16 protein-coding genes are annotated in these 21,239 nt (G+C 46.7%); 8 read left to right on the forward strand and 8 right to left on the reverse strand.

Annotation, left to right across the window (positions count from 1 at the left end):
- Positions 1 to 828: Calx-beta domain-containing protein (locus tag QUA44_RS16220; RefSeq protein WP_333309795.1), on the forward strand; the 828-nt coding region annotated here is incomplete at its 5' end.
- Between the two features lie 428 nt (positions 829 to 1,256).
- Here QUA44_RS16220 and QUA44_RS16225 read toward each other — a convergent pair.
- Positions 1,257 to 1,850: a DUF4129 domain-containing protein gene (locus QUA44_RS16225; protein WP_333252302.1), complete on the reverse strand. Its 594-nt coding sequence runs from the start codon at positions 1,848 to 1,850 to the stop codon at positions 1,257 to 1,259.
- Between the two features lie 520 nt (positions 1,851 to 2,370).
- On the opposite strand from QUA44_RS16225, the gene QUA44_RS16230 reads away from it, so the two are divergent.
- From QUA44_RS16230 to QUA44_RS16240, 3 genes are all read left to right on the forward strand, one after another.
- A complete protein-coding gene (locus QUA44_RS16230; protein WP_333252301.1) occupies positions 2,371 to 4,098 on the forward strand; it encodes a diflavin flavoprotein in 1,728 nt (575 codons plus the stop codon).
- Between the two features lie 397 nt (positions 4,099 to 4,495).
- Positions 4,496 to 5,125 carry a hypothetical protein gene (locus QUA44_RS16235; protein WP_333252300.1) on the forward strand — a complete coding sequence of 210 codons (630 nt, stop codon included), beginning with the start codon at positions 4,496 to 4,498 and terminating at the stop codon, positions 5,123 to 5,125.
- Positions 5,118 to 6,863 (forward strand): diflavin flavoprotein, encoded by a 1,746-nt coding sequence (locus QUA44_RS16240; RefSeq protein ID WP_333252299.1) that lies wholly within the window; start codon positions 5,118 to 5,120, stop codon positions 6,861 to 6,863. Before QUA44_RS16235 ends, QUA44_RS16240 begins: the two co-directional genes overlap by 8 nt.
- An 88-nt stretch (positions 6,864 to 6,951) precedes the next feature.
- On the opposite strand, the gene pgsA is transcribed toward QUA44_RS16240, so the two are convergent.
- The 6 genes from pgsA to QUA44_RS16270 all read right to left on the reverse strand — a co-directional run bounded on the left by pgsA (position 6,952) and on the right by QUA44_RS16270 (position 15,701).
- Positions 6,952 to 7,470, reverse strand: a complete 519-nt coding sequence (pgsA, locus tag QUA44_RS16245; RefSeq protein WP_333252298.1) for a CDP-diacylglycerol--glycerol-3-phosphate 3-phosphatidyltransferase — start codon at positions 7,468 to 7,470, stop codon at positions 6,952 to 6,954.
- A 67-nt stretch (positions 7,471 to 7,537) separates the two neighbouring features.
- Positions 7,538 to 8,383, reverse strand: coding sequence for an ADP-ribosylglycohydrolase family protein (locus QUA44_RS16250; RefSeq protein WP_333252297.1), 846 nt, complete (start codon positions 8,381 to 8,383; stop codon positions 7,538 to 7,540).
- An 83-nt stretch (positions 8,384 to 8,466) separates the two neighbouring features.
- Positions 8,467 to 9,132: a sugar transferase gene (locus QUA44_RS16255; RefSeq protein ID WP_333252296.1), complete on the reverse strand. Its 666-nt coding sequence runs from the start codon at positions 9,130 to 9,132 to the stop codon at positions 8,467 to 8,469.
- Between the two features lie 319 nt (positions 9,133 to 9,451).
- Entirely contained in the window at positions 9,452 to 13,798 is a 4,347-nt protein-coding gene (locus tag QUA44_RS16260) for a hypothetical protein (RefSeq protein ID WP_333252295.1), read from the reverse strand.
- Positions 13,799 to 14,163: 365 nt separating this feature from the next.
- Complete coding sequence (locus QUA44_RS16265) at positions 14,164 to 15,351, reverse strand: RNA-guided endonuclease TnpB family protein (protein ID WP_333252294.1); 1,188 nt, start codon at positions 15,349 to 15,351, stop codon at positions 14,164 to 14,166.
- Between the two features lie 83 nt (positions 15,352 to 15,434).
- Positions 15,435 to 15,701, reverse strand: a complete 267-nt coding sequence (locus tag QUA44_RS16270) for a hypothetical protein (RefSeq protein ID WP_333252293.1) — start codon at positions 15,699 to 15,701, stop codon at positions 15,435 to 15,437.
- A gap of 603 nt (positions 15,702 to 16,304) precedes the next feature.
- Here QUA44_RS16270 and QUA44_RS16275 point away from each other — a divergent pair.
- The 4 genes from QUA44_RS16275 (at position 16,305) to cobT (ending at position 20,048) form a co-directional block, all read left to right on the forward strand.
- The gene (locus QUA44_RS16275; protein ID WP_333252292.1) at positions 16,305 to 17,015 is read left to right on the forward strand and encodes a Crp/Fnr family transcriptional regulator; all 711 of its coding nucleotides are present in this window, start codon (positions 16,305 to 16,307) and stop codon (positions 17,013 to 17,015) included.
- 85 nt (positions 17,016 to 17,100) lie between these two features.
- The gene (locus tag QUA44_RS16280) at positions 17,101 to 17,598 is read left to right on the forward strand and encodes a universal stress protein (RefSeq protein ID WP_333252291.1); all 498 of its coding nucleotides are present in this window, start codon (positions 17,101 to 17,103) and stop codon (positions 17,596 to 17,598) included.
- A gap of 330 nt (positions 17,599 to 17,928) precedes the next feature.
- Complete coding sequence (locus tag QUA44_RS16285; RefSeq protein ID WP_333252290.1) at positions 17,929 to 18,684, forward strand: DUF2232 domain-containing protein; 756 nt, start codon at positions 17,929 to 17,931, stop codon at positions 18,682 to 18,684.
- A 257-nt stretch (positions 18,685 to 18,941) separates the two neighbouring features.
- The gene (gene cobT / locus QUA44_RS16290) at positions 18,942 to 20,048 is read left to right on the forward strand and encodes a nicotinate mononucleotide-dependent phosphoribosyltransferase CobT (RefSeq protein WP_333252289.1); all 1,107 of its coding nucleotides are present in this window, start codon (positions 18,942 to 18,944) and stop codon (positions 20,046 to 20,048) included.
- 388 nt (positions 20,049 to 20,436) lie between these two features.
- On the opposite strand, the gene QUA44_RS16295 is transcribed toward cobT, so the two are convergent.
- The gene (locus QUA44_RS16295; protein ID WP_333252288.1) at positions 20,437 to 20,835 is read right to left on the reverse strand and encodes a hypothetical protein; all 399 of its coding nucleotides are present in this window, start codon (positions 20,833 to 20,835) and stop codon (positions 20,437 to 20,439) included.
- Positions 20,836 to 21,239 lie beyond the last annotated feature (404 nt).

Here is a 21,239-nt window from a genome sequence, read left to right on the forward strand (position 1 = left end):
GAATCGGTGAATTTGGTGCTCTTCGGTGGCAATGTCGGCAGTAGTCCGTCAATTTTGACGATTAATGATGTGGCGCCAACTGGGACGATGGTAACTCCGACGCCAACTCCAACTCCAGCAACATCAACAGCAACCCAGTTTGTTTTTAGTGCGGCTACTTTCAGCACTCAGGAATCATCTGGCTTTGCTACGGTGACAGTCAATCGCATCGGCCCCAATACGGCGACCGGAACGATTAGCTACAGTACTCTTGACGGCACCGCCCTATCAACTGGAAGTGCGGTTGATTATTCCTCTAGTGCTGGTGTACTCACCTTTGGCCCTGGGGAAACTTCCAAGACGTTCAGCATCTTTGTCAATCCTGATACTGTGCCTGAAATGACTGAGACTGTTAACCTATTTCTCAACAACGGCCCCGTCGGCACTCCGTCAACAGCAAGACTAGACATTATTGACGGTAGCAGCAGTGCATCTGGCAATATCTTCCAGTATAGTGCGTCTAATTACGGCACGATCGCCACTCAGGGGGGCAGCACAACGGTTACAGTTACCCGCTCAAGTGGCTTAGGTGCAGCATCGATTGATTATATTATTCTGGCGGGTACTCCAGGCAGCGGCCCTGCACCTGTATATGGTGACTACCTGCTTAACCCGGGCGGCCCCACTGGCGGCACGTTGTCCTTCGCCGACGGCCAACTCAGCCAAACCTTTACTGTTCAAGACAACCCATTTAGTACCAATAATGGGACTGTGCGCTTAGGTCTTACTAACCCCACTGCGGGCTACAATTTCGGCAGTACAGCGGCAACAAGTATCACTCTCATCTAAGGCTGTTAGTAGGGCGAGGAATCATTGCTCTACTAATATGTCCCGCAATATGAGCAATTTCATCACCAACTCTTTCAATGGGGTGGCGATCGCTAATCCTAGTTTGACAGTCGCTGGCACCGACAACTAATGGGATTCACCTACAGGGCTGATTGTGGGCGGCATCGACCAGAATCCCATTGCTGGTGCTAGTTTCGTGGCTTTCAACCCATTTGCTACTTCGGTCTGATAGCACCCTTTCAAGGTCGTACTCTTAGATGCTACGCGCGTTATTCGAGTACGACCTTGAACCCTTGTATATTGAAAAAAGTAGATTGCAATTGGCTATTGGGTGGGGGTTTTTGAGATTGTCGGTTTGTGGTAATTATTGTTGGTAAAAACCCGCCCCTAAAATTATCACTTGGATATTTTTTTTTTGGTTTACCTACTTAATCCTTAATTTGTTGATAAGCTTGCTGACACTGTTCAAAGGTTGAGGCGTCAGCTTCGGTATTCCCGAAATATAGTTGCTGATGTATTGTTATCACAGTTTCGTAAGGCACTGGCTGGGGTAATTGCTGGATTAATTCTAAATATTCGCCATCAGTGCGGCTGGGTTGGTGAACCACGGTTCCCGCATCATTTAACCGCTGCAACAAAGCCATGTAAAGACAGCGGCAAGCTTGGCGGTATTTGCCTTGCTGCTGCAACTTTTGCGATCGCAACAACCACTCTGCTACCGACAAATCTTTTATTTTGTTTTTCGCACTTCCATCAGTTGTTTGATTCTGCTTTTTGAAATTATGAATATAAAAACGTAACAGTTGCCAAATCTGCCAACTCGCCCAGACTGCGAGCAATGCTAAGATTAACCAAAAGGCGGCTTTAGCGATCGCCCCCAAGATGGGGGAATCAAACCAAGATGGCAATTTGACATTCGGTATATTTTGGGCAGTTTTTAGTTCCCACCACTCCTCCACTCGCTGTTTCCACTGTCCTACTTGCCAACCGAAATTAGTTTTATCAAAGGAACTTTCAGACATAGCTTTACATCCTATCGATTCCGGTTGCACCGGAATCATTGTTGACTGTTGACTGTTGACTGTTGACTGATAACTGATGACTGTTGACTGTAGAAGGAGGGGTCAAAAAAATGAAAATTGCGCGAATTATTTGTTGGCCGCAGGATTCGACTTTACCCCCGACGATCAAGCGCAGATTTGATATCATTCCGGGGCAGCCGGAATTGATATCACTTAATGGATTTGGGCTTGTGGATTTGGGATTTTTTTATTCGATCATCTTACTGCACATTTTGTATAACTGTTAAGTTGCTACTAACTAATTGACTGCTGGATAGGAATTTCCCTGCAAAACTCAGTACCTCGATCGCCAAACCGATCGAACTCGGTTGCAATAGCACACATATTTGCTTTTTGTCAAGAATTTTATCTCACTTTTGGGATGCTTAACTGAGTGATAGGAAATTTGATAAAGATTTACAAAAAAAACGTGTCAGAATGAAGACAATAAGGTAATGGGTAAAAAGACAAGGAGGCACTGATGGTAGCGCTGACTGAACGAGTCCAACGCAGATTGACGGTGGAAAAAGTCGAAATTGCCTCTGATACAACGGCAATTCGATGCCTGGACTGGGATAGAGACCGCTTTGACATCGAATTCGGACTCAAAAACGGTACAACTTACAACTCATTCATCATTCGCGGTGAAAAAACAGCCCTCGTCGATACCTCGCACGAGAAGTTTCGCCAGCAATACATGGAAACTCTGACGGGGGAAATTGACCCCAAAGAGATTGACTATCTAATTATCAGCCACACCGAACCAGACCACAGCGGTTTAGTCAAAGACGTGCTGGCGCTGGCACCCCAAGCAATTGTCGTGGGGGCGAAAGTAGCAATTCAATTTTTAGAAAACCTTGTACACCAACCATTTGAGCGATTGGTAGTCAAAAACGGGGACAAACTAGATTTAGGAAACGGCCACATTATCGAATTCGTATCGGCGCCGAACTTGCACTGGCCCGATACTATTTTTAGCTACGACAACAAAACTCAAGTGCTGTTTACCTGCGACGCTTTCGGGATGCACTACTGTTCCGACAGCACCTTCGATGACGATTTAGCAGCAGTTGAGGAAGATTACCACTTTTATTATGAGTGCTTGATGGCTCCCAATGCTCGATCGGTACTCGCTGCGATGAAGCGGATGGCAGAGTTGGGAGAAATCGGTACAGTTGCGACCGGTCACGGCCCGCTGCTGCGGCACAATGTGGTGGAACTTACCGGACGCTACAAAAAGTGGAGCCAAGCGCAAGCTAAGGCAGAAACCACTGTAGCGGTATTTTACACCTCCGACTACGGATTTAGCGATCGACTCAGCCAAGCGATCGCCCACGGTATCACCAAAACAGGTGTCGCCGTGGAAATGATGGATTTGAGAATCGCCGACTTGCAAGAAGTTGCGGAACTTGTCGGTAATGCTGCCGGCATCGTAATTTGTTCGCCGCCGAGTAGTGGTACTGCTGCTGCGAATGCCGAAGCTGTTATCAACACAATTTTAGTTGCGGCTAACAACAAACAATCTTTCGGTTTGTGCGAATCCGGCGGTGGCGATGACGTATCTATTTACCCGCTGCGAAACAAGTTCAAAGAGTTGGGTTTAAAAGAAGCATTTCCCAACATTTTAATTAAAGAAACGCCGACAGAAGCGAGTTATCAACTTTGCGACGAAGCCGGCACCGACTTGGGACAGTGGCTGACGCGGGACAAAGCTGTCAAACAGATGAAATCCCTCGACAGCGACCTCGATAAAGCTTTGGGACGGATCAGCGGCGGACTGTACATCATTACCGCTCAAAAAGGCGAGGTTAGCAGTGCGATGCTAGCTTCTTGGGTAACTCAAGCTAGCTTTAAACCGCTAGGTTTAACAATAGCAGTTGCGAAGGATCGGGCGATTGAATCGATGATGCACGCGGGAGATAAATTTGTTCTCAACGTGCTGGAAGAAGGCAATTATCAAACCTTGATGAGGCACTTTTTAAAGCGTTTTGCTCCTGGTGCTGATCGATTTGCCGGAGTTAAAACTCAACCAGCAACCAACGGTTCTCCGATTTTGACAGATGCTTTGGCGTACATGGAGTGCGAAGTAGTCAGCCGGATGGAACTTTCGGATCATCATATCGTATATGCGATCGTCGATAGCGGCCGCGTCTCCAATCCAGATGCACTGCCTGCAGTTCACCACCGCAAAGTGGGAAATCATTATTAGGAAGTCAGTTAGCGGTTGACAGTTGACTGTTGACGGTTGACTGTTGACTGTTGGCAGTTGTCAGGTGCAAAGGGGAAATTCAACGATATATTGATCGACTGTCTGAATCAACACACCCCAAACGTATTAGTAAGGTGCGTCAGCCGATGTTTTATTCGACTTCATCATCGACTATCTACTGACGCACCCTACAATTACAGTCCTGGACAAGGTATTAGTAAGGTGCGTCAGCCGATGTTTTATTCGACTTCATCATCGACTATCTACTGACGCACCCTACAATTACAGTCCTGGACACAACTGGCTACGCAAAAACTCTCAACGTAAGGTGCGCCACCAGCACCTTACCGGGCAAACCGTTGTCATTTAGACTCCATTTTAACTAGGGGAATTGCCAATGCCTGCCAATCTTTTAGAAGACCGAGATTACACAATTATTATTGCCAGAAGCGATGCCAGCAGAGACCCTCACCATCCTTGGTACGAGGAGTGGGTAGAAGCACAGGCATCTCTCATCGACTTAGCAAAAAAATGTCAGGAATTTGACAGCGACGGCATCACCCTTTACGAAGCTTCTACTCCTATGTGGAAGTATAAAAATTCAAATGTTGCCCGGTTAGCTGAAATTTTGCAGCGACAAAATACGGAACCGGATTCAGAAAACCCGACTGCAACTAATTTGGAAGAAGCTCTGAAAGAAGCTTTCAGCGATTATTTTGCAGGTAAACCAAAGACCAAAGGGAAGAAAGGAGCAATAATTGTTGCAGTCCTAGATCAAAAACCAGAAAATACCGCTGCTGTCGCTGAAATTATTGTAAGTGCAGCAAATAAAATAGATAAAGACGAAGAAATTGGAGTGAGCTTTATCCAAATTGGGGATGATTTGACAACCAGGGAATTTCTGACTGACCTTGATACCAATTTACAGGGTAGAGGTGCAAGGTTTGACATTGTAGATACCAATTTTTGGCACGAAATCAAAAGAAGTTCTGTAGTTCAGTTTCTCATAGGTGCAATTAATGACTAACACTTTGACTCCTAGACTCGCATCTGATACTAAACCCCGCGACGTGCAGTTTATCCCGATCGCCCTCGATACTTTTATTGTGCGATCGCGGACTTGGGACAGACTCAAATTTGAAGTCGAGTATTCGCTGCAAAAGGGTACGACAGCAAATAGCTATATTATTCAAGCTGACAAAACTGCTTTGTTCGACCCGCCGGGGGAATCTTTTACTCAAAATTACCTGGAATTTTTGCAGCAACGGGTGGACTTGACAAAGCTGGATTACATAATTTTGGGGCATTTCAATGCTAACAGAGCAACCACGATTAAAGCTCTGTTAGAATTAGCTCCTGAAGTAGCTTTGGTTTGCACGAATCCAGCGGCAATTAGTTTGCGAGCCGCTTTTCCCGACCAAGAATTAAACATTATGGTCGTTCGGGGAGAAGAAACTCTCAATTTAGGAAAAGGTCACGCCTTAAAATTCATCGCGACTCCGACTCCCCGCTGGCCTGACCAACTTTGCACCTACGATCCGCACACTAGAATCGTGTTCACTGACAAACTATTTGGAGCTCATGTTTGCGGCGACCAAGTATTTGATGAAGGGTGGAGTGTTTACAGCGAAGATCGGCGCTATTATTACGATTCCCTGCACGCATCTCAGGCAAAACAAGTGCTGACGGCAATGGATAAATTCGCCGATTTACCCGCAGCATTTTATGCTCCAGGTCACGGCCCGATCGTCCGTTACGGCCTTAATGAACTGAGCAATTTGTATCGGGAATGGAGCCAGCAACAAAATTCAAAAGACTTGACAGTTGCTTTGATTTATGCTTCGGCTTACGGAAATACGGCTACTTTAGCGCAGGCGATCGCCAAAGGAATTACGAAAGCCGGCGTTGCGGTGGAAAGTATCAACTGCGAATTTGCCGAACCGGGCGAAATTCAAGAGGCGATCGAGAAATGTGCGGGATTTATCATCGGAACTCCCACGCTAGCAGGACACGCGCCGACGCAAATTCAAACTGCTTTGGGAATAGTTTTATCTACAGCAACTAAGAGCAAATTAGCCGGGGTTTTCGGTTCTTTTGGCTGGAGTGGAGAGGCGATCGACTTAGTGGAAGGCAAGCTGAAAGATGCTGGCTATCGAATTGGATTTGAGCCGATTCGAGCCAAATTTAAGCCCACGGCGACGACAATTCACGAGTGCAAAGAAGCGGGAACGGATTTTGCTCAAGCTTTGATTAAATCGCAAAAATTGCGGGCACCGAAACCGCAATTAGTAGCGGGGAGCGATCGCACTGAACAAGCAGTAGGGAGATTGGTTGGTTCCCTGTGCGTACTCTCGGCGAAGCGGGGGGAGGTTAGCAGTGCGATGCTGGCTTCCTGGGTGTCGCAAGCAACGTTTAATCCGCCCGGTGTGACGATTGCGGTGGCAAAAGATCGATCGATCGAAGCTTTGATGTACGCCGGGGATAAATTTGTGCTCAACATTTTAGCAGAAGGGCGACAGTTGCGGAAGTATTTCATGAAAAACTTTGCTCCGGGAGAAGACAGATTTGCCGGAGTCGAAACAATAGAAGCTAGCAACGGCTGTCCGGTTTTGACTGAGGCTTTAGCTTATCTCGAATGCGAAGTGATAAGTCGGATGGAATGCGGCGATCACTGGGTAGTCTATGCGGCGATTGACAACGGTCATTTGCTGAAAAATGACGGCGTGACAGCGGTGCATTACCGGAAATCGGGGACTCATTATTAAGCTACGGCTAGGGACACGGCAATGCCGTGTCCCTACAAATATATCGAAGTTTTTATCTACGTTAATCTGCGGTTTAAATAAAACTGATTTACTTGTCCTCAGCAGTCTTTTCCGGCCATAGATAAATAGCGCCAGAAATCAAAGTTAAAGCCACAGAAACCCAAAAAGCAATTAATGCGGGAAAATTCCACGCTTCAGACAAAGGAGCAATTAAAAGTGCGATCGCCACAATCTGACTTACCGTCTTCAACTTCCCCCAAATATTAGCTCCCGAAATCGTAGTTTTATTAACACGCCACCCCGCAATTGTCAACTCCCGACCAAAAATCACAAACACTCCCCAAGCCGGGATTTTCCCCAACTCAATCAATACCAAAAGCGGCGCGAGAACCAACAATTTATCCACCAAAGGATCGAGAAACTTACCCAAATCGGTAATTTGATTCAGTTTCCTAGCCAAATAGCCGTCCAGCCAATCAGTAGCCGCAGCTACCACAAAAATTGCGGTGCAAATCCAGCGGCTTTGCGCGCTTGGGTCGTACAAACCGTAGAGCAGAAAAGGCACTCCCAGTAAGCGAGAAAACGTAATCAAATTAGGCAAATTCATAATAGCAAGAAGTTCGGCAACGCGCAGTGTAAGGGATTTAACGGATGTAACAGATATCAGGAATAAATCAGAAGTCGCTCCTGCAATTCATTAACTGTCGATCCAGTTCTATGATATAGTCTCGGCCGTAAGATTGATTTTCTAATCCTTGTACCAGATTTTCTGGCAGGTCTTGGGCAATTTCACTGCTACAGGAACCAGCAGCTAAAGCAATAGTGGCTACTGTATCCACATCTCCAGAAAAGGCAATGCAATCTAGGAGCAGTTTGCTCATACTATCATTTCGCATGACAGCAGTAATAGCTGCTCTAACACAGACCAAACCTTTAACGCTGACTTGTCCTTGCCAAGGTATTGACCACTCACCAGCGACGTGCCTTTCTAGAAAATTCCCCAAATTTTTCTTTAAACCTAGCTGATAAATAAAGTAATGGGACATCAAAGCTGCTGCTATAGCTGCATTAATGCCATCAGGACTGTTGTGAGTAATGGCAGCTTGAATGGTAGCATTTTCGATGACTTTTTCAATAGTAGGAAAAATGCCGATCGGCCCGGCTCGCATCGCCGATCCGCTTTTATCGCTAGTGGAGTGAATTTTTTCTAAGAATTCTTTTCCGTCTTGAACTTGTAGCAAAAAATTGTACATTTTGCCAGCATAACCAAATCGCTGATCGCGGTGAAAAGCTGCAACAAATTTGCTGGCTAAAAGTTCCGGCGTCCAAGGTTCTCGACTGACGATCGCTTCTGCGACGGCTAAACTCATCTGCGTATCGTCTGTGTAACATCCAGGCTGGATGTCGTGACGGGGATGCTTGATGTAACTTCTGAGATTGTTGTACATTTCGATCGTCTGCTGGTCAACAAATTCAAAACCCGCACCATAAGCGTCACCCATCGCTAATTCTATTAACATATATTTAATCCATTTCCAACTATCTCATCCCGTGTTTTTTCCTAAAATTTAAAATCCCAAAACAACCCAAAACAGCAAGTCTATTAACACGCACCGTTTTTGCTGAAAACCACCCAAATTGTTTTGCAAATCAGAGTGATGTCGTAGACAACAGACCACTTACCCTGATAGTCGAGATCCATACGGACAATCTCGTCAAAGTCTTTAACTCCAGACCGTCCGTTGACTTGCCACTCCCCAGTCAGACCGGGTTTGACATCTAAACGTTGCCAGTGAAAATCGTCATAGGCAGCAACTTCATCAGGAGTGGGCGGTCGAGTTCCCACCAAACTCATGTCGCCGACTAACACGTTCCAGAATTGAGGCAACTCGTCCAAACTCGTGCTCCGCAAGAAGCGGCCGACGCGGGTAATTCGCGGATCGTTGTCATTCTTAAAAATGTGGCCGGTGGCTTGGTTGGTAACTAAATGTTTGAGCTTTTCTGCACCGACAACCATCGATCGAAATTTCCATATTCTGAAAGGTCGCCCTTTGAAGCTGCAGCGGACTTGACTGTAAAGCAGCGGGCCCGGATTGTCCAACAGCATCGCCACTGCCACCGGCACCGCTACCGCAGCAGTAATTGCCAGTCCCAGCAGCGAGCCCAAAATATCGATCGACCGTTTTACCTTGCTCGTTACGGATCGGTGAGCCTGTTGTTTTGATACACAGACTTTGCAAGTATATTCTTGAAAAAATAAGGACAGCATTTTTGATAATGATGATTTCGACGAGGCACCCATCGGAAATTTCATATGATTTGTCTCAACTTTAACGATTTCTTACATCCATCTTATTAGCCATCCCAAATCTGCAGAACCTGAAATACTCAGCTTTGCACAATCTTTAAAAAGCAATAACACTTTTATAAAGTTTCTATGTATTTTTTATAAAAACGTATAAAGTTTATGTAAACTTACGTAAATTTACAGGAAAAAGTTAGTCTTGGACGCAAAAAAACCTGGTTTCGACTAAGACTCTTCCCGGAAGACAGGGAGGATTATACTGAGAAACCGGGTTTTTTGCCGTTTAGCGATAAATATCGGTGCGAACATCCCAAGCAAGTGTTAGTGGCTCTAACAATTTTTGCTGGCTGCTAGAGGCGAGTTTGCCTAAATATTCGCGAACAACAGAGGCGTGTTCGAGATTCAAACGATAACCCCGTGAGACATCTTCAAAGAAAAGCGGCTCAGCCCAAATTGCTTCCCAATCAGGATTTTGCCTCGACTCCTCGGCGAGCAGCATGAAATCTTCCTCCGCAGGCACAACTCCCGCCGGCAAATTTCCTTCCAAAATCCGTAAAATCCGGGGCTCGCAGGTGCCGGTATTCACGCCCTGGCTCTCCAACAACTGCAAAATTTCCTGAAAGCTCAGAGTTTCCTCACCCAAAACCTGCATTAATTCCCACAGCAGAAAAAAGTCGCTGTACTGCTGCTGCGACACATCCAAAAGGTGAGGATAGAGAGCCAAACTCGCCAACCCGCAGGCAACTCGACCAATTTTTTGGGAAATATTTGTACTTTGAGATACAGAATTTAATGCAGAATTGTGAATCTCAAAAATATCTCGATCGCCCTGCAATTCCTGGTCTTGAACCACGATCGCATTCGGCAGCTTCTGCCGCAACCAGCGGGCGATCGCAGGCCAAGCACCCATACCCCCCGCATAAATCGCCTGATTAATTCCCGCCGGCGACATTCCCGCGCGGCTGAGCAAAGCATTCAATTCACGGTTCAACTGCTGCACAAAAGGCACTAAAACCAGACTTTCCAAATCTTTGCGATTGACATCCCAATGCTGCTGACCAATATCCAAACTAAAACTTTTTTGATGTTGCAAAATAACTTTTATTTGCCTTGCTGTTTCTAACAATTGCAGGCCAAAAGCAGAACCTTGTAACCGCTGCTGCAATTGATAACGACTCGGCAAATCAGGATGCCCCGGACGTGGCAAATCGATCGACATTCCCCACGTTTCATTTTTCGCCAACAACTGACAGATAATATCCTGATCGAAAGCCTCGCCCGCAAAACCAAAACTCTGGCAAGTAAAATCAGCACGAGTTAAATCTTGAAGATTGGACGGCAACTCAACTAAAGCTAATTCCACCGTCGCCGCCCCCGCATTCAAAATCAAAGTTCCCCCGCTAAAAGATGAAGCATTCACAGCCAGCGGTGCAGCTTCTTCAGTGCCCTTAGCAGAATCCGTGGCTGACGCCTCCACTTCCATGCCATTTTTCACAGGAGTTACAGCAGCAAGCAAAGTGGCGATCGCATCTTCCACCACAAAAATTTGCGAACCAGAAGCCACCAGAGACGCGCCCAAAACCGCCTCCCGCAGATTAAACCGATAAACATCCGACCAGTCGGCCGGAGTCCCCAAAATTACACCCTGCAAGTCTAAAAGCGCGGCATCGAGAGTTTCTGGCGTCAGTCCCGAAGCCCTACAAATTAAATTAGAAACTGGCACTCCTGCAAAATTCGCCGTCGGCATTGCAGAATCCAAAATTTCCCCTGATTCGGCAAATTTTTGTCCCCGCAAACTCGGATTCAAAGTAGCCAGCAGTGCCCGCACACATTGCAGCGGCAAGGCGATCGAAAAAGCCTGCAAGGGCGACCACTGCAACAGCGGTTCGTACATCCCAGCAGCCTCCCGCTGATAAGGAATGCCCACCTTTAAAGGCAATTTAAAATTTTCCAGTAAAAATTCTCCTGCAGCCAAAGCCTGGGGTCGGAATCCCACCGACCTGACTGTCACCTCTGACCCTGAGCTCCCTGGGGCTGTTTGGGCCAGCACCGCAGCCGAGGGAATCCGACAACTGGCGTCTGCTGCCCAAGCCTCAGCCTGCGATGCTTCCCAGTAAATCGGGTGCAACTGCCCGCTGGTACGATCGAGCAAAGCCGCAGACAGGCCACTGGAACCGAAATCAATGCCCAAATACCAGCTAGAATTCCGGCGTTCTCGGGATGGGGCGATCGCACCTGCTGCCGAATGCCCAGCCGCCTCTTGCTGCTGTGTTCCGGCAAACTCACTAAAATCGGTTTTCCCCTCAACAACTCCTGCTTTACTCTCTGTCGAAATTAGGTTTTTTTTTTGACTTTCTGGAGGACTCGATCGCAGTTCGTTAGTTTCGGCAGTTTCTGGAGGGGGAGAATCAGTCAAAGGTCGATCAGTCTCGGTCAAACTAGCCAAAATCTCGTCTAGCGTCAAATTCGAGTCGTCTTCCTCCGCAAACAAATCATCCTCAAGTTCGTTTTCCAAAACAAAGGGTTCATCATCAGATGAGAGTTCCAACACATCAGAGAACAAATCCTCCAGCGTGCCAAGTTCTTCCTCTGCCACCTCCGCAAAGGGATTTTTTGCACCGCCCTCCTCGGGGGAACTCGCCGATAAATCGAAGCTGTTAGTGGCTGAGGAATTCGATTGCCGGGAGCTAGTATTTTCCAATCCCTCCAGATTGTAGAGGTCTGCCTCCAAAAGTTCCAGAGTATTGTTGTCCAAATTTAGAGCTCGATCGAGGTCATCTTCTAATGCCTCGACCGGCAGTAAATCCTCGTCCGGCGAAGCTTGGATGTACCCATCATTGAGCCCCTGCGAGGATGAGTCGAACTCGCCAGCTTGAACATCGCCGACACTTGGCACAGCGGGCGTGGCACTGGGTCGGTGAGGGCTAATTTCTACAGGCGTTCTCAACGGCAAAGCTGCTGATTCAGGCACAGTAGCGCCGAACAGCTCGCTGAGGTTTTGACCCGTTTCTAGATTTTCTCGATCGTCCGCGTCAAGTTGCACCTCAGCATTTGAGGGTGATGCTTCTGAAACTTGAGGTACTGTTGCGACTTGCGGTTCAAATAAATCTGCACTATCTAAAGTTAGAGACTCTACAGAATTCCCCATTACAAAATCTGAATCTTCATCTACTAAAGTCTCTTCCAGAGATTCGCCTTCATCCAGCAGATTTACAAACAAATCTTCGGTCATTTTTAGCGATTCGGCAGTTTCCTGATTCGTCGCCGCTTGATATTCTACGCCTTCACTTTTTGTCTCACTTACAGTATTTTCTACCGGGAAACTTTCGATTTGTAATTCCACTTCAGGAACAGATTCTCCCGCGAACAAACTTGCATACAAATCCTCAATCTCTTCGTCTGTTTCTGTTAATCTCTTCTCCGATTCACCGCCAGTAAACCGAGTTGCATTTCGAGATATTTCGGGGGTAGAACCCAACAAATTATCTTCCAACTCCGGGAGCAAAATAGGGGCTTGAATGCGGTCGCGGTCGCGCCTCAACTGTCTGAATTGCGGAGAAATTTCTGTACCGGCGTAGGGAAATCTGTCTTGTTCTCCGAATTCGCCGGTGCGAATTTCCAGCACCGAGTCTCCCGTCAGAGTCTCTGCAGTATTTGAAAGGGCGGGAGCGACAGGAGATTGATCGGCTGCGGTGGGGGTGACGGTTTCGAGATTATTTGCTAAATCGATCGGCTGTTGAACGTAGGAAGACGCTTCTCGCCCCAACTGTGAAGCCAAGTGGTTGACCAAAGCCGCGAACATCGCCTCGCTCTGCTGGCTCAAACCGTACATATTTTCGAGTTCTTGTCTCAAGGAAGCTTGATAGCTTTGCAGATTTGCTTGCAAAGCCTCGAACACGATAGCCATCCTAGAATCGAGACTCATCAGCAGACTGTCAGCATGAGATTGGAACAGTTGCATTTGCTCCAACCTCTGAGCCGGCGTCAGCAGCGGGTGTTCTTCTGAGGTTTGTGGGTTAAGTGTTACGTCAATAGCCAATTGTTCATCAGGTGCACTGCCCAAAGAGTATGGTGCTGCGCTGCTTTGCAATAACTGATTTTCTAGCGAACTTAGAATTTGGGAGAAATCGCTAGTCAAGGTTTCTTCCAAGCGGGCAGTTAGTACCTGCAAGAATTCAGCAATGATTTGCTGTTGGTTGGCTTGTTGCTGAGCTAGGGATTGTTGCTGCTGCCGTTTTGCTTCTAGCTGTTTGATTTCTTGAATTAGAGCTTGCTGCTCTTGCCGCAGAGCTTCTATGTCTTCTTGGAGCGGCCCTGTCAGGCTTGAACGCAGGTGGCTGATTTCTCCGGTTACGGCAAGCATGATTTGCTCTGCGGCTGAGGGGCGAGGGGCGGGCAGAGGCACTTTGGGCACTGGAACTGGTTGCGGGGGCACATTTGGGCGGGCGGGGGCCTTTGCGGCCGTTAGCTTTGAGTCTGAGGAAACCAGATAAGCGCGAACTCGCTCTAAAAGTTGGCGCTGGTGGACAGTATCAAGAGAACCCGTCCAAGGCAAGCGGGGTGCGGGCTTGCTGAGTACCTCGTCTATCTCAGCAATCAATGCTTGAATTTTGTACTTCTGAGAATTCAAGGGCGGAACCTCTGGGAATGCGGCTGGGGAGAAACTTTACGGAAAAAAGACTGAATTCAGGCGGCAGCGATGCCAATAGATAGAATAATCTGAATGCGAGTCCGTCAATCGATTTTAGATTTTAGATTTTAGATTTAAGCATTGACCGCACGGATAAATTCGGGAGCTTGTTTATCGGATACAGGTTTTTTATTTCTCCGTCCTGAGTCTGCGAAGGAATGAATCCGGGGGCTTGTATCCTGAATGCGAGTCAGTCAATAATTTACTAATATTTTCTGACAACTGTTAATTAACGTTTTGTCTTCGGATAACTTCTATTGCCTTTGACATCCACCCCGGCGTAAACGCACGGGGATTCCTAAGACTCACGACTTAGGTTTCTGCTTCCGTCCCCTAGGGGATTTCGCACCAGCCTTAACAGATTTACTCTGTTCTGGTCTTACAGTCGCTCCACAGACTGCCACGGCAAGCCCTGCCGCCAAAATGTTCTTTGCTGCGTTGATGTCTCGGTCATGGTGCGTCCCGCAATTAAGACAATCCCATTCCCGGATATTCAACGGCATCTTGTCAACGATATGTCCGCAATTGCCACACCGTTTTGAACTCGGAAACCATCGGTCAATCTTAATTAAAGTACGACCGTACCAATCGCACTTGTAATCTAGTTGTCTGACTAATTCCCCCCAACTTGCATCACTTATAGCTAGAGCAAGTTTGGGATTTTTAATCATGTTATTCACAGCTAAGTTTTCTACGGCGATGGTTTGGTTTTCACGCACCAACCGCGTTGTTAACTTGTGAAGATTATCTTTCCTTGCATCAGTAATTTCTTGATGCACTTTCGCTACTTTAAGCCGTGCTTTGTGACGGTTGTTTGACCCTTTTTGCTTGCGACTTAAAAATTTTTGCGCTCTTCTAAGTTGCCGATATTTTGCCTTGAATCCTTTGGGATTGGCAATCTTTTCACCAGTGCTAAGAGCGAGCAAGCTTGTAACTCCCAGGTCGATACCGACTTGATTATCTGTTTTGGGTAATGCTTCAATTTCAACATCCACTAGCAGAGAAACTGACCACCTACCTGATGGTGCAAGCTTTACGCTTAAGGTTGAAGGTGTTGCACCATCAGGTAGTGTCCGACTCCAGCGAATTGGTAACGCTTGTGTGCTTTTTGCTAGGTAGACTTGTCCATCTCTGAACTTAAATGCTGACTTGGTAAATTCTGCACTACCACCATTGCGTTTCTTTTTGAAGTTAGGATATTTTGCCCGCCCATCAAAAAAGTTGGTATAAGCCGTTTGTAGATGACGCAAACACTGCTGTAACGGTACGCAACTAACCTCGTTGAGAAAATCTAGTTCTTCGGTTTTCTTCCATTCGGTTAACATTGAAGAAGTCTCGGCATAGCCTACCCGTTTCTGTTCTGCGTACCAAGCTTCCGTTCTTGTGGCTAAAGCACGGTTGTAGACCAAACGAACACAACCCAAAGTACGTCGCAACAAACTTTCTTGTTCCGGCGTTGGGTAGAATCGATAGCTGAAGGCTTTTAGTGTCATGCTGACCTTAACTACGCTATTTTACATACTCGCACGTCTTGTGTGAAATGGTAAAACTTAACAAAAATTCATGTAAAGCCGTCCTATAAGGACGGGGCTTGAATCCCATTATTGTTGGTCAAATTCTGTGGCTCAGGGGCGAGTTTCCTGACCCGGAGACTGATTCCTGCTCGTAAGAGCTGCGAGCCCGACGAACTTTTGCCTTCACCGGCTGGAACGGCGGGCAGCACACTGTCACCGCGAGTTTCGTTAGCATGGCGGCGCGTCACTGTCTCTTCATCTTTCACCGACTTGGAAAAAACCTCAAACAATTTGCGATTTGGGATACCAAGATTCGGGATTGTCCCCATATACTGGGTTTGAGTAACCTTTGATCATAGCCTTTTATCTGTATTGATGGCTAGATACTAATGGTACAATAATCTTGGGTAGCAGAAAAGTTTGCTGGGAAGTGGGTGGGTGTCGCTCGCCAAGAGCGCCAGTCTTTAGGCTCGCAATGGCTGTGGATTTTGCCGATCGTGCTGACATTTGCCAGGTTCTAGGCAGTTGCTCGGATTTGGGATCTGTCTACCGTGCTTGCAGGCTTGTACTCGGGGATTCTGCCTTCTCGACAGCAGGGCAAGAGTGACAACAAATCTCTCAGCAGTGTTAAGCTTGTCTTCGGTAATTTGATCGGCTCAGTCGTTTGCCACATTGCTAAAATTTTGTTAATAAAATTTGCTCAGTGGTATATATCTAAAAAATTATGGTATATTCTTTAGTCTCTAGCTCCCAATCAGAGCTTGAGGCTATTAATTCCCATATTGAGCCTTTGACCGCAAAACTTTAGAGGTAAAATTGCCGATTTTAGATCCTTGTTTCTCAAATCTTGAATCTCAAATCGAATGACTCGGCTGCAAGCTATTTGTAACTGCCCAGCGCAGCTCAAGCGCATAAATTAAAATGATGGCCTCATGGAAGACCGCTTTAACACCCGAGATCCGAATTCTAATATAAATCAATTGATAGTTTCTACTCCTTTTTTTGCAGGATTACCCGATCCTGTAATCGAGAGAGCAACTGTCCACATCGTTACCCGCAGTCATCCGTCAAATCAAGTGATTTTACTCGAAAATGACTGGGGAACATCAGTGTATTTTATATTGGATGGTTGGGTGAAAATTCGCACCTACAACCTAGACGGAAAAGAAGTAACACTGAATATTTTAGGGAAAGGAGAATTATTCGGGGAAATGGCCGCGATCGAAGAAGCACCGCGATCGACAGATGTGATCACCCTAGCCCCGACACTGATTGGCAATATGCCATCTCAGGATTTTGTGCAACTCATTCATACCGAGCCGCTAGCAGGCATTCGCCTAGCTCAACTGATGGCGCGTCGCCTGCGGCAAGTCAACCGCCGCCTGCGTTTGCGAGAGTCGGACAGTACATCGCGAGTAGCAGATATTCTATTATTTTTGGCCGAGGGGCAAGGGAAAATCATGTTAAGTGGAGGTACAGAAATTCCCAACCTCCCACACAGAGAATTAAGCAGTCTCAGCGGGCTGGCTCGGGAAACAGTAACGCGAGTGCTGAGCAAGCTGGAAAAAAAAGGAACTATTCAGCGCGAACGTGACGTTTTGTGCATTCCAGACCTACACGCATTGGAGCGTCTGTTAGTCTAGAAGTATCAGAGATTGCTAATTTGAATCAAATTCAAAAGCACTCTCTGTTAACTACTAATGATGATTTCCCGCCGGAGGTAAAGCTGTGAGTTTTAAGAAAATTTTCGCTGCCGTTGATGATTCCGATCTAGGCCACCGCGTCTTTAGTCAAGCTTTAGAATTAGCTGTGGGCGATCGCGCTCAGATGATGCTATTTCACTGCGTTACTGTCAACACGCTGGGCGAGACGGCAGTACCAATTCCAGTAGATTTGGGCATGAATGTCGAGTTAATGAATCAAGCTTATCAAGCTCAACGTTTGCGGCTGGAAAGCGAGGAAAAACAGGCTTCGGGTTTGTTGAAAAATTACTGCGACGCTGCCACTAAACAAGGATTGCAAGTGGAATTTGACTGCAAAATGGACGGCGATCCGGGGCATTCTGTCTGTGAATCTGCCGAAAATTGGGGCGCAGATTTAATAGTAGTGGGGAGGCGCGGCCGCACGGGGTTAACAGAAGCTTTCCTCGGCAGTGTCAGCAATTATGTTGTTCACCACGCATCTTGTTCGGTTTTGGTAATCCAGGAAATTAAACCGGAAAAATGATACTGCCAAAAAGTTGGGCTGAGAAAATTAATCTAAAATAAGACTGACGCAGGCATCTAAACCCGGTTTCTCCTAAAATCAAAAAGTCCAAATAGACGAACCATTGCAAAAATCAGAAAATACCCTGAAATTATCTGCGTCAATCTGTGTTGCATCTGCCCGATATCTGCGGTTTCTGGATCGAAGACTTCTGCAACTCAAGTCTAATCAAAAATCAAAAATCAAAAACCAAAAATCAAAAACCGGGAATCAGCCAGCGCCAAGTCCCTTAAAATCTAAAACTTGTACTGAGCGAAGCCGAAGTATCTAAAATCTAAAATCTAAAATCGGATGAGTGATTTTTTGTCAGCAGATGCCACGTCTAATTCCGGCAGTTCACCCAGTCAAAATAACGACCCCCAAACTGCGGATATTTCAGATTTGGCGGGCGATCGCACCAATCCCGATCCGGGGAAGCGCGCCTCTGGGGAAGCGCCTTTAATGCTGGTAGAAACGGCTTTTTTGGCAAGTACCGCTAGCTTAATTTGGCTGGTAAATTATTACTTTCCGCTAGGGCCTTTGCTGCGGGTTTTTTTCCCGATACCCATCGCCCTGGTTTACTTGCGCTGGGGCAACCGAGCAGCTTGGATGGCAGCTTTGGTATCGGGTTTGCTGCTGTCGGTACTGATGGGCCCGACGCGGAGCATTTTATACGTGATGCCTTTTGGAATTATGGGAGTTGCGCTGGGAGGACTTTGGAGGCGCAAAGCGAGTTGGTCACTCTCTATTAGTGTGGGCGCTCTCATTGGTACTGTCGGCTTCTTTTTTCGGTTTTGGCTGCTGTCAGCGTTGGTGGGTCAAGATCTATGGGTTTACGTAACGGCCCAGGTAACAGAGATGGTGGAATGGGTGTTTGTGAAGCTGGGCTGGCTTAATGTACCGAGTTTGAACACAATTGGGGCGATCGCCGCTGGGATGATTTTGGTTAACAATATTGTCTATTTATTTGTAGTGCATTTAGTAGCTTTGCTGCTGTTAGATCGTTTGGGAAATCCAATTCCGCGGCCGCCAAGCTGGGTGCAAGTTTTGATCGATTATGAAGAGTAGTTATTGAGCATGGGGCATGGGGCATGGGGCATGGGGCATGGGGCATGGGGCATGGGGCATGGGGCATCGGGCATCGGGCATGGGGCATCGGGCATTGCTAATTGCTACTAAAGAACTAATGACTAATAACTAATGACTAATAGACCTCTTTTGAAAAGCAAGTCTTGAACAGGCAGGATGCCTGTTCCATAATAATTATTGCAGAGATATAATGACTGCTAACTAATGACTAATGACTAATGACTACTGACTAATTTATGATTCATATTTATACAAAAATTGAACAGGGGCAGCGGTGGCTCGATCGCTATCAGGGACAAAAACCGATATTTGCCTGCGTGTTAGGATTTACCGCGACAGGCTTAATTCCGGGGATTTCAGCAGCAGGAGCAACCCCGCACGATCGACAATTTACTTGTTTGGCAGATGCAGAATTTTTGTATAACGGCCCGCAACCGTCGCCCCAATATCCTTTGCCGCCCCTAGAAGCGGGTGCCTCGCCGGTACTAATATCTCGCGCTGTAGTCGAAGCTTTGGAAATTCCGCTTTACCTGTTTAATGCAGGTTTACCCCTCCCGCCTCCGGTACCTGCAATTGATTTGGGCGGCACTGCGGCAAAGTGTCTGATTTCTGGGAATGCTTTAGAACTTGAAACAGTCAAACATTTGCTCGAACAAGGATTAATTTGGGGAGCTAAATTGGCTGCTCAAACTAATGGCAGCTATTTAATTTTAGGGGAGTGCGTAGTTGGGGGAACGACTACTGCTTTGGGTGTGTTAATGGGTTTGGGTATTGCAGCGGCGGGCAAAGTTAATAGTTCTCATCCTCGCTGCAATCACGGTCAAAAATTGGCTGCGGTGACAGCGGGACTCAATAATGCTGAGTGGGAAATTGGCGGAGAAAATAGCACTCCCCTGGATTTGGTAGCGGCGGTGGGCGATCCGATGCAGGTAGCGGTGGCGGGAATGGCGATCGCCGCGAGTCGCACTTGCGGGGTGCTTCTGGCCGGGGGTACGCAAATGCTGGCAGTGTACGCTTTGATGCAAGCCTTAGCCCGTGAATATGCTCTCTTTTGGTGTCCGGAACAAGTCACGGTGGGGACTACGCGCTGGGTGGCTGAAGACCCTACAGGGGACACGGTAGGACTCGCTAAGGATATCGGCGGTGTGCCTTTGTTGGCTGCACAGTTAAGTTTTGCTGGATCTTGCTACGGGCAACTGCAAGCTTACGATCGCGGTTATGTTAAAGAAGGTGTCGGTGCGGGAGCGTGTGCGATCGCCAGTGGCTTGGCTGCAAATTGGACTCCAACTCAACTCCTCCAAGCTGTTGAAGCTTTAGCCTCGCGGTGTGAAATTAAACATTAGAGAGTCCTGGAGGCAAAAAACCTGGTTTTTATTGAAAATATTGGGGTTTTGCAGCGACGAATACTCTCGCAAACCGGGTTTTTAGTTTTCTGTGCGTCCAGGAATGTTAGGAATTAAACATTAAAAATTCAGAGGCGGCGATCGAGCTGCGAACATGGTTGTGCTGCTCACCCAGCTTTGTTTGGGCTGAATAATTATATCACTTTCTGTAGCATTTCTGCTCTCAGATTTACAGAATTTTCTACACAATATCTGACTTTGATGTAGTATTCCCCCTGCTAATTGCGGGAGATAAAAAACTCTATGCAATGAATCTATAAGTAGACGAGCATACATCAACGCAACTTATATTTTTTTTTGATTAGTACCCGATCCCCGCTAGCAATATTTAATTATGCCCGCCTAGATGTTGGGAGTGCATTCTTTTGGAGAGCAACTGTTCTTCCAAGGCGGCAATTCGATTGTAAGCTGCTGTTAGCTGAGCTGTTAAGCGCTGGATTTGAATCTCTGCGCTCAGCTCTTTTTCCAAGCTTTGAGAATTCTTGTCGAAGTAGCTGTCATCTAACAGTATGTCTTTGTGTTCGAGGAGGCCGTCGAGACTGCTGTAGCTTTGATAGGGCGAGGTTTTGTCATTTCCTACCGTTCCAGAGCGATTGTTTCTCTGTTGCTGGGCTAGCTTCGTCTCCTGGGAGGACTCCAATAACTTTTCATTGAGATTTTCTATGAGTTTGTAGATGGCTTCTACTTGTTGCGTCAATACTGTAACTTGCTGGCGGAGCGCTTCCATACAATCATCCTTTGGCTCGTAACTTATATCTTTTCATTTTAGGTAAATCTTTACATAACTTGGATTTATCACTAAATTATTTAATTTTTGACGTAATTGTTGTGTTCCCAATCCTGACCGGAGATTTAGGGAGCCAGCTTGAAGATAATCGATCGGCATTTGTGAGTCGATTGTAGATTTTAGATTTTAGGTTTTACATAGTCTTGGACACAGGAACCGGGTTGGTTAACCCCCATACTTCGTTCAAACCTTCAATCAGAGTTAAAACGTCGGGTTCCTGAGAGTCGGATTGCAGAGCGTCCTATTAGATTGACTTCGCTCTCGCCAGTGCTTTCAGGATTCAAATGAATGGATTTTTAGTTTTTTTTAGTTATTAAGCTGTCGCGGATTTAAAAAGGATTTTT

The organism is Microcoleus sp. N9_A2, assembly GCF_036701775.1.
Taxonomy (GTDB): Bacteria; Cyanobacteriota; Cyanobacteriia; order Cyanobacteriales; family Microcoleaceae; genus Microcoleus.